The organism is Streptomyces sp. NPDC001880, from assembly GCF_053594575.1.
This window is the reverse complement of the sequence record NZ_JBSFET010000128.1, coordinates 1-12148: the sequence shown is the minus strand read 5'-3', so window position 1 is coordinate 12148 and position 12148 is coordinate 1. Positions and strand designations below refer to the sequence as shown.

At 67.2% G+C, this 12148-nt stretch carries 12 protein-coding genes; 3 read left to right on the top strand and 9 right to left on the bottom strand.

What is annotated here, in order from left to right; translation table 11 throughout:
• Positions 1-52: 52 nt before the first annotated feature.
• The 9 genes from ACWCQ6_RS33260 to panB form a co-directional block, all read right to left on the bottom strand.
• A complete protein-coding gene (locus ACWCQ6_RS33260; protein ID WP_451095619.1) occupies positions 53-526 on the bottom strand; it encodes an ester cyclase in 474 nt (157 codons plus the stop codon).
• A complete protein-coding gene (locus ACWCQ6_RS33255) occupies positions 527-1126 on the bottom strand; it encodes a flavoprotein (RefSeq protein WP_451095617.1) in 600 nt (199 codons plus the stop codon).
• Positions 1123-1968, bottom strand: coding sequence for a T3SS effector HopA1 family protein (locus tag ACWCQ6_RS33250; protein WP_451095615.1), 846 nt, complete (start codon positions 1966-1968; stop codon positions 1123-1125). The genes ACWCQ6_RS33255 and ACWCQ6_RS33250 overlap by 4 nt, the downstream gene beginning before the upstream one ends.
• The gene (locus tag ACWCQ6_RS33245; RefSeq protein WP_451095613.1) at positions 1965-2924 is read right to left on the bottom strand and encodes a phosphotransferase family protein; all 960 of its coding nucleotides are present in this window, start codon (positions 2922-2924) and stop codon (positions 1965-1967) included. The genes ACWCQ6_RS33250 and ACWCQ6_RS33245 overlap by 4 nt, the downstream gene beginning before the upstream one ends.
• Before the next feature lie 56 nt (positions 2925-2980).
• On the bottom strand, positions 2981-4000 hold the full coding sequence (locus tag ACWCQ6_RS33240) for a methyltransferase (protein ID WP_451095612.1): 1020 nt from the start codon (positions 3998-4000) through the stop codon (positions 2981-2983).
• Between the two features lie 96 nt (positions 4001-4096).
• Complete coding sequence (locus ACWCQ6_RS33235; RefSeq protein ID WP_451095610.1) at positions 4097-4393, bottom strand: hypothetical protein; 297 nt, start codon at positions 4391-4393, stop codon at positions 4097-4099.
• A 359-nt stretch (positions 4394-4752) separates the two neighbouring features.
• Positions 4753-5721 (bottom strand): hypothetical protein, encoded by a 969-nt coding sequence (locus ACWCQ6_RS33230; RefSeq protein WP_451095608.1) that lies wholly within the window; start codon positions 5719-5721, stop codon positions 4753-4755.
• 113 nt (positions 5722-5834) lie between these two features.
• Positions 5835-6155, bottom strand: a complete 321-nt coding sequence (locus ACWCQ6_RS33225; RefSeq protein ID WP_451095606.1) for a hypothetical protein — start codon at positions 6153-6155, stop codon at positions 5835-5837.
• 1111 nt (positions 6156-7266) lie between these two features.
• Positions 7267-8154, bottom strand: coding sequence for a 3-methyl-2-oxobutanoate hydroxymethyltransferase (panB, locus tag ACWCQ6_RS33220; RefSeq protein WP_451095604.1), 888 nt, complete (start codon positions 8152-8154; stop codon positions 7267-7269).
• Positions 8155-8346: 192 nt separating this feature from the next.
• Between panB and ACWCQ6_RS33215 the strand changes: the two genes are divergently transcribed.
• From ACWCQ6_RS33215 to ACWCQ6_RS33205, 3 genes are all read left to right on the top strand, one after another.
• Entirely contained in the window at positions 8347-9963 is a 1617-nt protein-coding gene (locus ACWCQ6_RS33215; RefSeq protein ID WP_451095602.1) for an MFS transporter, read from the top strand.
• Positions 9964-9999: 36 nt separating this feature from the next.
• On the top strand, positions 10000-10650 hold the full coding sequence (locus ACWCQ6_RS33210; RefSeq protein WP_451095600.1) for a TetR/AcrR family transcriptional regulator: 651 nt from the start codon (positions 10000-10002) through the stop codon (positions 10648-10650).
• A 254-nt stretch (positions 10651-10904) separates the two neighbouring features.
• Positions 10905-11945: an endonuclease/exonuclease/phosphatase family protein gene (locus ACWCQ6_RS33205; RefSeq protein ID WP_451095598.1), complete on the top strand. Its 1041-nt coding sequence runs from the start codon at positions 10905-10907 to the stop codon at positions 11943-11945.
• The last annotated feature ends 203 nt before the right edge of the window (positions 11946-12148 follow it).

Here is a 12148-nt window from a genome sequence, read left to right as displayed (position 1 = left end):
ACCCGGCGCACGTACTCGTCGACAACGTGCCGCATGCTCACCTTGGTGCCGCTCATGCGACGCCCCCGTCCAGCCGGACCTGCGGGCCGGGGTAGCCGAGCTGCTTGAGGAACTCGGCCACGTCGCTCTGGGTCACCTCTTCGGCGATCTTTCCGTCCCGGAACGTACTGAACGACATCCCGTGGACCGATATCTGCTTCATCTGCGGTACCTCACGCGCGAGTTGCCGTACATGTGGAAGGAACATCTGCACATCGGCAATCGTGCCGAGCAGGTGCCACTGCCACGCGACCCGGTCATCTTCGACGATGGTCCGTATGACGGTCATCGACGCCTCGCTGTACAGGGCCCTCCATCTGCCCGTCTCCTGCTTCAGCCGCTCCAGTCCGACCACCGGCGGTTCCCCGCCGAGTCCGGACATGCGCACGTCGTCGTGCAGGAACCGGCCGAGTTCGTCCACCCGCCCCTTGTTCCACACCACATCCGCGTATTCATGAATCAGTCGCGCATTACCCTTGGCGTCCATTCACTCTCCTCGTCCGTCACTTTTGTCCTGATCGGTGTCGGCTCCCAGGCCGTGGCGAGCCAGTAGCTGCACGATGTCCGCCAGCGAGGCGGGCCCTCCCTCCTCGACCTCTCCGGTCGTCACGCTGAGGGCCTGCCGGGTGTCCGCGAGGACGTGACCGTCGGAGGACAACGTCTCCAGGACACGCAGTGTTGCGGGCTTGCCAAGCGCACCGGTGGGAATGGATGGCACCAGCACCACGGGTGCGGTCGACGACATCACCACCGACGACGCGAGGTCGTCACAGATACCGGCGGCGAGTTTCGCGCAGAAGTTCAGCGTGGCCGGGTACACCAACACGGTGTCGGCCCACCCAGCCAGGGCGACGTGCTGTGCTCCGTCATTCTGCTCGAGCTCCCAATCGGGCCCGGCGACCGGCCGACCGGTCAGGGCGGAGAGCGCCCGCGTGGAGACCATCGTCGAGCCCTGCTGGGTGAGCAGCATGCGGACCTCGGCCCCGAAACGGCTACGCAGGAAGGATGCCCACATCGGGCTTTCGGCGGCGGAGATGCCACCGGTCACGACGAACAGCAGCCGCGGGGGGCGGTTCGTCCGGGTCATCGGACCTCCCTCAGCATGTCGGATACCTGGGCGTCCTGCCGCGCCAGGAGGTGTGCGACCTCGGTGATGGCACTCTGCGCGGAGGCACCGGCTAGAAGGGCCCGCGCGATGCGCAGGGAGCGGTGCATGCCCAGACTGCCGTCCTTGTCTTCGCTCTCCTGCGGCACGCTCACGCTGATCCCGGGGGAGAGACGCACGGCGAACCCGGCCGTCGGCTCGCCGAGTTGATCGGGCGGGATCAGTTTCCTGAGGGAGCCGACGAGGTCGGACACGTCCTGGGGGCGGCAGTAGACCACGGCGCTGTCGGGCCGCTTGCGTTCCTCCCCGCGTCGGATGATTTTCGATGAGAACACATGCCCCTGGTCGTCGAGCCCGGCGACCAGGGCACTCCACGACCGCGCCCGCTCTGCTTTGTCGAGACACAGGTAGATGCGAGCCGTCACCTCGGCCTCGTCGAGCGGGGGAGTGCTGCCGTGAAAACAGACCCAGCCCTTCATGACTCCCGGCTCCAGGCTCGGCATGCGCACCACGATCCGGCCCGCGTGCATGCGCTCGATGTCGTCGAAACCGACTGCCACCTCGAGGCCGTCGGCTCGCCGCACGATCAGCCTGCCGTCCGGCAGCGTGGACCGGCAGGTCCACCCGTCCGACTGACGGGTCCGGTCACCGAGCTCCTCACGCACCACGGGCACCAGCGTGTGGTCGTCGGTGCTCTCGGCATCGAAGCTGACGGCCAGATGGAAACGGTGGTAGATCTCACGGCCGACTGCCTCCTCCTCCCCGGCTAGCCCTTCGAGGAAACCGGAGTCGTGGAGCATCCGACCTATGACCGGCACGGTCATGAAAACCTCCTCTGGAACAGGTGCGGCCGCTGTGCCATGCGCGAGGCCGCCTTCACCAACAGCTTCGGAAACCTGTCGAACTGGTGGCTCGATGACGTGTACGACTGAGCCCGGCACAGCAGCGCGAACGCCGTCATATGGATCAGGGCCTCATGCTTCAGGGTGGGTGCTCCCGGGGCGCTTCGGTAGCTCGACAGCAGCGCCGAGGCCGCCGACCACGCCTTCTCGGTTTCGGTGTCGATCAGTGCCAGCGACGCGGCCGGACCGTCGCCGCTGCTCTCCGTTACGGCGCGCCGCATCGCCTCGGCGAGAAGGGACGCGACAAGCGCTCCCAAGTCCCGTTCCGGAATGCCCCACCCGGCGCATTCCCAGTCGATGAGTCGTACGTCCGCTCCGTCGGCGGTCGCCAGAATGTTGTCGAACTTGAGGTCGCCGTGCAGAAACACCCGCCGGTCGTCCTCCTCCCCGAGAGCGCCGGCCAGGATCTCGGCGAAACCCTGCCGGTGGAGCTCCGCCGCCAGTTCGACTGTGCCCTCGGCCAGGTCCCCGAGAACGGCGAGCGGAATCGGCTCCAGGAACGGGTGCTCGCCCGCCACCCGGGGCAGCCACGCCCAGCCGGGTCCTGAAACGTCCTTGCTATGCAGGACGGCGATCGTCCGCCCTGTGGCTCCGGCGGCACGGTCAAGGGCGGCCGGGGTACCGAAAAGCCGGTCGAGCGGCAGTTCGTCGGCATGGAACCGCAGGGTGAGGTGTTCGCCCGTGCACCTCAACGGTGGTGTCACCGGCACGATTCCGGGCCCTTCTGCGGTGTAGCACGAGGCCGCCGCAGACTGCAGCGCGGCTTCCAGGAACAGGCCGCGTGGACTGAAGCCGTCGCCATTCCGCAGGCCCTTCACCACAATGTCGACACCGCGCTCGGTACTCCGCCGCACATGCTGACGACCACCGAGCACCATGCTCCGTCGGTTCTCCGCCGTGTCGTTCCGTGTGTGTCTCCCGCGCTCCGCCCCGGTCAGCATGGCACTCCGAACTCGATGAGCGAACGCAGGCCGGTGGTTCGAGGAGCCCCCGTCACCTCAAGGCCTGCCGCTTCGCCGAGCACCACCAAGTCGTCCACGGTGCGGTCGGGGTTGCCCATGTTCGCCTCGAACCACAGAGCCACCCCGGAATCGCCGGACAGACCCGAGCTCCCGGGGGCGGTCAGGTGCACTTCTGCCAGGAGCAGCTTCCCGCCGCTGCCGGCCGCACGAGCACAACCACGCAGGATGTCGACGGCGTGCTCGTCGTCCCAGTCCGCGAGGACCGCCGAGAGCAGATAGACGTCCCTCCCGGCCGGGAGGGGGTCGAAGAAGCTGCCCCGGACCACTGCACTCCGGTCCGTGAGACCCGCCGCACGGAGATTCTTCGCGCCCATGTCCGCGAACACGGGAAGGTCCAGAAGCGTGCCGTACAGGTGGGGATGGGCTTGCAGCAGCGAAGTAAGCAACGCCCCGCTGCTACCTCCTACGTCCACCACGCTGCGCACACCGGACCAGTCATAACCCTGGGCGACGAATTCGGCATCCCATGCGGTGGTGTTCTTCTCGAACAATTCGATGCCTTCGATCCAGGCACTTCTTTCATTGAAGTCGTCCCAGACGCTCTTTCCCCAGGCCCCCTCGTACGCCGCCTCGCCTGTACGAACGGTGTGCATGAGATGAGTAAGGGCCATTTCCGTCCGGCCGCACGCATTGTTCAGGTCGAGGAGCGGCCGGACAGCGAGGGCGTCATGTTCGCTCAGCAGGGGCACCCCCAGCTTTTCCAGCGCGTAGCCCTCGCCTTCGCGCCGCATGACCCCCAGCGTCACCAGATGGTCCATGACCTTCCGCAAGGGCCGCTCCACACAGCTCGTTCGGCGGGCGAGTTCTGCGGCGGTCACGGCCCCGGTGGCGACATGGTCGGCGAGTTTGAGAGTGGCAGCGGTCCGCAATGCCATGGGAGTGAGGAGGTTCGCCATCTCCAGCAGCCTGGTACCGCTCTCCTCGTCCGACACCTTCGTTTCCTTTCTGGTCAGAAGACCGAAAATCAAGTAAAAGAGACGGTCGGCCTCGGACGTCGAGGCCGACCGCGAACCGCTATTCGTGCTTCGTCAACACTTCGTGATCATGGAGACGCGAATGGCGCTGCTGACACCGCACGGAAGTGTGGTCATCGCCGGGCCCTCGAAGCCGCCGGTGCCGATGGGCTCGTCGGCCGCGATCAGCTGCTCCTCCAAGTCGCCGAAGAGCGCTTCCAGATTCGTGATTTCAGCCTGCATTTCAACTGACTGCATGTTTCGATCCCTTTCAGCGAGTGGTGGTACGTATCCGGGATTCACCGGCCCGGGAATCAATTCTTTCCTGGGCCGGTGAAAACTAATTGAATAACATTCACCGGTGGTCTTCATGCAGCTCGAAATAGCCTTCACTGAAGAGTGCCCTTGAAGCCCCGGACTTCAGTGTGCCGAATATTCGCCGTGCACGTCATGTCGGCCGCCGACGTGCTGTCGAGGATTTCGGCCGTCGAGGAGGTGCCGTCCGCTGTTCACCGGCTGCCCTGCCGCGCCATCGGGAACGGATGAGCCCGGGCCGCAATAGCTCTACCTGCGGCCGTTTACCCACCCTTGGAGACGTAAGGTGCTCCTGCTTACGGAAGACGTAAGGCTGAAGGCGGCTGCGAGACTGGTGGGGGTCGTGTATGTCGGGGCGGCGGCAGCAATGCCTAGCCGACCGCGGTCGAGCCTGCTGAAGCATATGGTGACATGATTCAGTGCCCCGAAGTCGACCCTGTGATTTCTTTGGCGTTGGCCAAGCGCCCGTCGATGTTCTCCCGCACTTCCTTCAGGGTCCGGTCGTACTTGCGAGCGATCTCTTCCTGGTATTTTTCCAGAAGGCGACCTGTGACGCCGAGATAGTTCACCTGTTCCTGGCAGGCGGCGTCTCGCTGCGCGAGCCTCACCTCCTTGGCGGAAGGAGTGGGCCCGGTGGCGGCGCCGGTGCTCTCGCGGGCCTCCTCCGGTCCCGAGTAAGGGGATCCGGCCTTCTTCATGCAGGCGGACCAGGACGCGATCATGTCCTTGTGGTGCGGATCCTCGGCCATCTTCCGCGCGGCGTGAGCCTTCATGGACAAGATGATATTCAGAACGGCAGTCGAGTTCTCGGCCTTCTGGCCGCCATTGATCCGGGGCTTGCGGGTACCGTTCATGAGCGCCGCATCGGCCTCGCCCAGGCAGCCGTCCTTCGTGACGGGCCTCCCCTCGTACACTCGGATCGCCTCCTTCGGAGGGGTGTTGCCCCACCCGTTCATCACTGCGGCCCTGACGCTGTTTTCCTTCTCGGTACCGGTTTCCTTCGGAGCGATTTCGGCCTGTTGAGGCTGCTGGCTCAAGGGGCTTGGCGTGTGGTAGCCATATTTTTTGGCTTCTTTGCGGGGCAAGTAGAGGGGTGCCGGGTTCGATGCCATGACCAGGACGCCGGGGTCGGCAAGCAGGTTAACCGGCGCCAATCCGTAGCGCTGCATGCATTGTGCTGCCGCGGTGGATATCGCCCGAGACATGGCAAGGTCTTCCGACGGGGTGGGGATGTATTCATGCAGAGGGGCATGGATCTTGTCCGGACTGCTGAGCCGCGGAAACACCATTTCGCCTTCGGCCGATCCTTGACTGGCGATAAACCCTGCCAGGGCAGCACCTGACACTGCCAGCCCGAATCCGACAATCAGGACATTCTTGTGCATGAATCTCCCCGTTCTTGCCTTGCTTGTTTCAGGTGGTCCTGAGGTCGAGCGGCTACCCGCGATTCATCGCCCCGTTTGCGGGTAGCCGCTCACCTTGTCTAACGTGCTGGCTACTACGACCAGGCGTTACGGATGCCGGAGCAGCTGACCGGGGTGTAGCCCTCGGTGGTGCATGCCCGGTACATCAGGGGCATGCCTTCTTTGAGGTCGTACTTGATGGGCACGCCGGTGTTCGCGCCCTTGGCGTTCCGCGCGGTGTTCGGGCACGGAGGTGCACCCCATCCGCAAGGCTGGTTGACGGCCCAGATCGCGGAGGCGGAGTGACCGTCGGCCTTCCAATCGCCCACCCAGAAAGTGTCGCCATTGGCCTGGAACCAGGCAGAGGCGGCACCGTTGGGGTTCTCGACGTACGGGCCGTCCTGGCTCTTGGCCACGGCTGTTCCCCCACTGAAAGCAAGTACGACAGCGGAGACGGCCCCAATGAGTGCGAAGCTTGAATTACGCAGCTTCTCTCGCATTTTTTTCTCCCGTTTTTTTGCGCCTTACCTTGATGCCGCTCGTGTTCGGCGGCAAATGCAGGTTTGCAGAAGCGTTTTATCGATGTCAATCGTTTTTAAGGCTTTTTTCGGGTGGGAGTAAAGTGGAATTTAATCTTCCGGAAGGGTTCAGGAATTCGGAATGCTGAGTTCCGTCGCGCTGTTGGGATTCGCGCCAAGTGGGTGGGGGTGCGCCGGATTGTGAAGGGTCGCATGGACGCCCTTCGGGGCAGTCGGCGGCGGTGAAGATGGTCGTTAGCCTAAGGGGTGATGGCTGCGGGTTCAATGTATTAAGTGCAAGCTCGCGGACCTTCGCTTCAGGAATGTCTTTTGTGCCCGTTTTGGGCGACATTATTCGGAGCGGTCGACTGAAAAGCGCTACGTTGTCTGGCCGATTATTGCGCCCCTCCACTCCTGGTCCGGTGTGATGATTTGCAGCGTTGCTGGGTTGAACTCGCTTCGTCGCCTGCGATCGTGGGTTGAAGATCGAGTCGGTCCCGGTCGGGCGGCAGGGGTCGTGGCCACCCCGGCCACGACCCCTGCCGCCGCTGCATGGATCAAGGGCTGGTCTGTCGTTCCTTCGCGATCAACGCGTTCACCTCGCCCGGTCGATCCGCAAGGGGTGACAGGGTGTGCGAGTAGCGACGGCCTTGCGCTGCGGCGACTCGGTGTGGGCCGGCCGATCAGTAGCCGGTGCCAGACCACCGGCCGAGCGGGACAGTCGTCGGCTCGGCTCCGTGGGTGGGACGGTGAACTCGTGCGGTACGGCGCCGGAGCCGGAGAGGGTGGGTGTGCTCCATGCCGGTAATCGCCCCCGGGGTCGGGGCGGGCTGGTGCGCGACGGGTGCTGAAACCCTCCGGCGCGCGCTGGCTCTCGTCGGCATGCGGCCGGTACGACGCGCGACAGCCCGCCGATGGGGGATGTCGGCGGGCTGTCGGTGGTGCGGGCAGTGGTCAGGCAGGACCGGAACTGCTAGGGCTTGTCCGGCGGATCAGGGTCGGGCAAGCCCTAGTGGAAGGTGTGCTCCGCGGCCGGGAAGGCGCCGCCCACGACCTCTTCCGCGAACTCCTTCGCCGCGTCGCCCAGCACCTGGCGCAGGTTCGCGTACTGCTTGGTGAAGCGCGGCACCTTGCCGCCGGTCAGCCCGACCATGTCGGTGTAGACCAGCACCTGGGCGTCGGTGCCGGGGCCGGCGCCGATGCCGACGGTCGGGATGTGCAGGGTGCGGGTGACCTCGGCGGCCAGCTCGGCCGGTACGAGCTCCAGGACGACGGCGAACGCGCCCGCGTCCTGCACGGCCTTGGCGTCGCGCAGCATCTGCTGGGCGGCCTCCTCGCCGCGGCCCTGCACCCGGTAGCCCATCGCGTTGACGGACTGCGGGGTCAGACCGATGTGGGCCATGACCGGGATACCGGCGTCGACCAGCAGCCCGATCTGCTCGTGGCTGCGCTCGCCGCCCTCCAGCTTGACCGCGCCGACACCGGACTCCTTGATCAGTCGGGTGGCGTTGCGCAGGGCCTGGACGGGGCCCTCCTGGTACGCCCCGAAGGGCAGGTCGGCGATGATCAGGGCACGCCTGGTGCCCCGTACGACGGCGGCCGAGAGGATCGCGATCTCGTCCATCGTGACGGGCACGGTGGTCTCGTAGCCGAGATGACAGTTGCCCATGGAGTCGCCGACGAGCATGACCGGGATCCCGGCCTCGTCGAAGACGGACGCGGTCATCGCGTCGTAGGCGGTGAGCATGGGCCACTTCTCGCCGCGCTCGGTGGCGGCGGCGATGTCATGGATGGAGATGCGGCGAGTGCTCTTGCCTCCGTACAGCGCCTTGCTGCTGTCGGCGGGGGCTCCCGCGGGGGATGTTGCGGACTGATTCCGCGCAGCCTGAAGCGACATTGCGAACGGCTCCTTCGTCATCTCGAGGCGCCCTGACGGCGTCCCCGGACCGGTTCCATGGTGGCATCCCGCGGCGGTCCACGGGAAGTGGGTCCGCACACGCCCGTACGGGCGTGGCCGGAAGGCGACCTCGACGGTCATGTGTTTCCAATACGAGACGGTCTCGTATCGAAATCGGATAAGCTCCTTTCCATGTCGATGCCGTCCGGCGCTCGCGCCGCCGTGCCACAGATCCCGGCGGCGGTCCACCGCCGCCGCTGGGTGATCCTCGTCGTCCTGATGTTCAGCCTGCTCATCGTCGTGCTGGACAACTCGATCCTGAACGTCGCGGTCAAGACCATCGCCAGTCCCGCACCCACGGGCCTCGGGGCCACCCAGAGCGAGCTGGAGTGGGCGATCAACGCCTACACGCTCGTCTTCGCCGGCCTCCTCTTCACCGCGGGCCTGCTCGGCGACCGTATCGGCCGCAAGAAGGTGCTGCTCTTCGGCATCCTGATCTTCGGCGCCGGTTCCGCGCTGGCCGCCATGTCCGGCTCGCCCGCCCAGCTGATCACCTGGCGTGCCCTGATGGGCCTCGGTGCCGCGTTCGTCATGCCGGCCACTCTCGCGGTCCTGATGAACGTCTTCGAACGCGAGGAGCAGCCCAGGGCCATCGGCGTATGGGCGGGCAGCGTCGGGGTGGCCATCGCGATCGGCCCGATCACCGGCGGACTGCTGCTCGAACACTTCTGGTGGGGTTCGATCTTCCTGGTCAATGTGCCCGTGGTGGTCGTGGCGCTGATCGCGATGGCGCTGCTGGTGCCGGACTCCAAGGACCCGAACCCGGGCCGGACCGACCCGTTCGGCGTCGCGCTCTCCATCGTCGGCCTGGTGCTCCTGGTGTACGGCATCATCCGCGGCGGCCAGCTCGCCGACTTCGCCGACCCCGTGGTGCTGCTGTCGAGCCTCGGCGGCCTGCTCGTCCTGGCCGGGTTCGTCTGGCACGAGAAGCGCAGCAGCCACCCGGCCATCGACATCTCGCACTTCAAGGAGCCGTCGTTCGCCGCGGCCGTCGCCGCCATAGCGCTGGTCTTCTTCGCGCTGATGGGGGTGACCTTCTTCTCCGCCTTCTACATGCAGAGCGTGCGCGGCTGGACCGCGCTGCAGGCGGGCCTGATGCTCCTGCCGCTGGCGGCCGCCCAGATGATCTTCGCGCCCCGGGCCCGGCTGTTCGTCGACCGTTTCGGCGCCCGTGCCACCTGCACCGCCGGCATGCTGCTGGTCGCGGTCGGACTGGCCTCGTTCGCGCTGTTCGACGGCACCACGCCGGTCTGGGCGCTGTGCCTGCTCTTCTTCGTCCAGGGCACGGGCATGGCCCATGTGATGACGCCGGTCACCGTCTCGGTGATGCAGGCGCTGCCCCGCGAGAAGGCCGGTTCCGGATCGGCCGTCAACAACACCTTCCGGCAGGTCGGCGGGGCGCTCGGGGTCGCCGTGCTCGGCTCGGTGCTCTCCACCGTCTACCGGGGCGACATCGAGGGGCACCTCGGCGCGGTACCGGCCGGTGCCAGGCAGGCGGCAGGGGAGTCGATCGAGGCGACCCTCGGCATTGCTGACAAGCTGGGTCCGGCGGGCGCCCCGCTGATCGCCTCGGCGAACGACGCGTTCCTGAAGGCCATGCACGTCGCCGCCGCCGGTTCGGCGAGCATCGCCCTGGTGGGCACCCTCGTCGTCGCGCTGTTCCTGCCGGGGAAGCCGCCCGCCGGACAGGGACCCGGCGGCTCGGGCGAGGACGACCGCTCGGTGCGTGCGGCGGGGGCGGGCCGGTGAGACCGGCGGCCCGGAAGAACTGAGGAATGGAGCGACGTGCGGGTACAGGCGCAGGTAGAAGGCCAGGGCCGGACGGTCCGGGAGGATCCGGAACCGCGACGGGGCCGGCCGCGCAGTGCGGCGGCCGAGCGCGCGATCCTGGACGCCGTCGTCGAACTGCTGGAGGCCGGTGAGCCCCTGGCGGGCCTGTCCATCGAGCGGATAGCCCGCACCGCCGGCGTCGGCAAGGCGACCATCTACCGGCGGTGGAGCGGCAAGGAAGAACTCTTCGTCGACGTCCTGAGGGACATGGAGCCGCCGGAGCCCGTCGTCTCCGGCACCGGCGGCCTCGACGACCTGCGGCTGCTGCTGGAGTCGCTGCGCAGACGCGGCCTGGCCCAGCGCTCCTCGGTCCTGCTGCACAACGTGTTCGCGCAGATGAAGAGCCACCCCAAACTGTGGGCGGAGTACCACTGCAATGTCATCGCGCCCCGCCGCGTCGCCATGCTGGCCGCCGTGCAGCGCGCGGTCGACGCCGGGGAACTCCGCGCGGATCTGGACGTGGGGCTGATGGACGACCTGTTCCTGGGGCCCATGCTCGTACGCACCATCCACCGGCCCGACGCGCCGCTGCCCGAGGACCTCGCCGACCGCATCGTCCAGGTCCTGGTCGAGGGCCTGGCGCCCCGCCCTGCCGCAGACGCCTGACACACCCTGGCGCCCGGCACTCCCGGACGCACAGCACTCCCGCACACCCGACCATTCCGAGAGCCGGAACCGGACCCGCACGAGTGTGATCATTCTGTCACAAGCCCCCGCGGACCCCGCCCGGCCGGAACCCTCCGGTCCCCGCCCTTCGTCCTCGTGGCAGTACAGCCGTCGTCGACGGCAGGAAACCCGCCGCCCATCGCCTAGGGTCGTGGACGCGGCGACATGCACGGCAAGGCAGTGAGGACAGCGCGATGGTGCAGGCGTACGGAGCGGACACCGGGAACGACCGTGCGGAGCCGGGCCCGGAGCCGGAGCGCCCCGGGCCGGGATCCCGCCTGAGAGGCCTCCGCGACCGGTGGACCCGGGATCCGGGCATCTGGCGGCGCGGCATCGTCCTCGCCCTCTGCTCGGTCCTGCTCACCCTCGTGATGGCCTTCCACGCCGAGATCCCGAACGCCATCGGCAACCTGGGGAGCCTCTCCGAGACGTTCCTGCCGTGGTTCGGGCTGTTCATCCCGCTGCTGCTGGTCCTCGGCCTGGTGCGCCGCTCGGCGACCGCGCTGATCGCTCTGCTGCTGCCGATCGTGGTCTGGTTCAACATCTTCGGGGGCCTGCTCACCGACAAGACCAGTAGCGGCGGCGACCTCACCGTGGCCACCCACAACGTCAACGCCGACAACCCCGACCCCGAGGGCACCGCCCGCAAGGTCGCGGCCTCCGGCGCCGACGTCATCGCCCTGGAGGAGCTGCCGAGCAGCAAGGTGGCGACGTACGAGGCGGCCCTCGCCGACGACTACCGGTACCACTCGGTGCAGGGCACCGTCGGCCTGTGGAGCAAGTACCCGATGAGCGACACCGGGCCGGTCGACATCAAGATGGGCTGGACCCGGGCGATGCGCTCCACGGTGACGACCCCGAACGGCGAGGTCGCCGTCTACGTGGCCCATCTGCCGTCCGTAAGGGTCAAGCTGCACGCCGGATTCACCGCCAACCAGCGCGACGACAGCGCGGACGCCCTCGGCGAGGCCATCGCCGACGAACGGCTCGACGACGTCATCCTGCTCGGCGACCTCAACGGCACGATGAACGACCGCGCGCTGAACGGCATCACCGCCCAGATGCGCTCCACCCAGGGCGCGGCCGGAGACGGCTTCGGCTTCAGCTGGCCGGCCTCGTTCCCGATGGCGCGGATCGACCAGATCCTGGTGAAGGGCGTCGAGCCGGTGTCCTCATGGACGCTCGCGGCGACGGAGAGCGACCACCTGCCGATCGTGGCGCGCGTGAACCTGTGACCGGTGGACGCGCGCCGAAACGCGACGGCGCGGTGACCGGTCCGCCCGGTCACCGCGCCCATGCCATGCTCAGCCCGACTCGCGCCACCGGTTGGTGATCGGCAGTCGACGGTCCTTGCCGAAGCCCTTCGGGGAGATCTTCGTGCCCGGCGGGTACTGCCGCCGCTTGTACTCCGCGGTGTCCACCATCCGCAGCGTCCTCG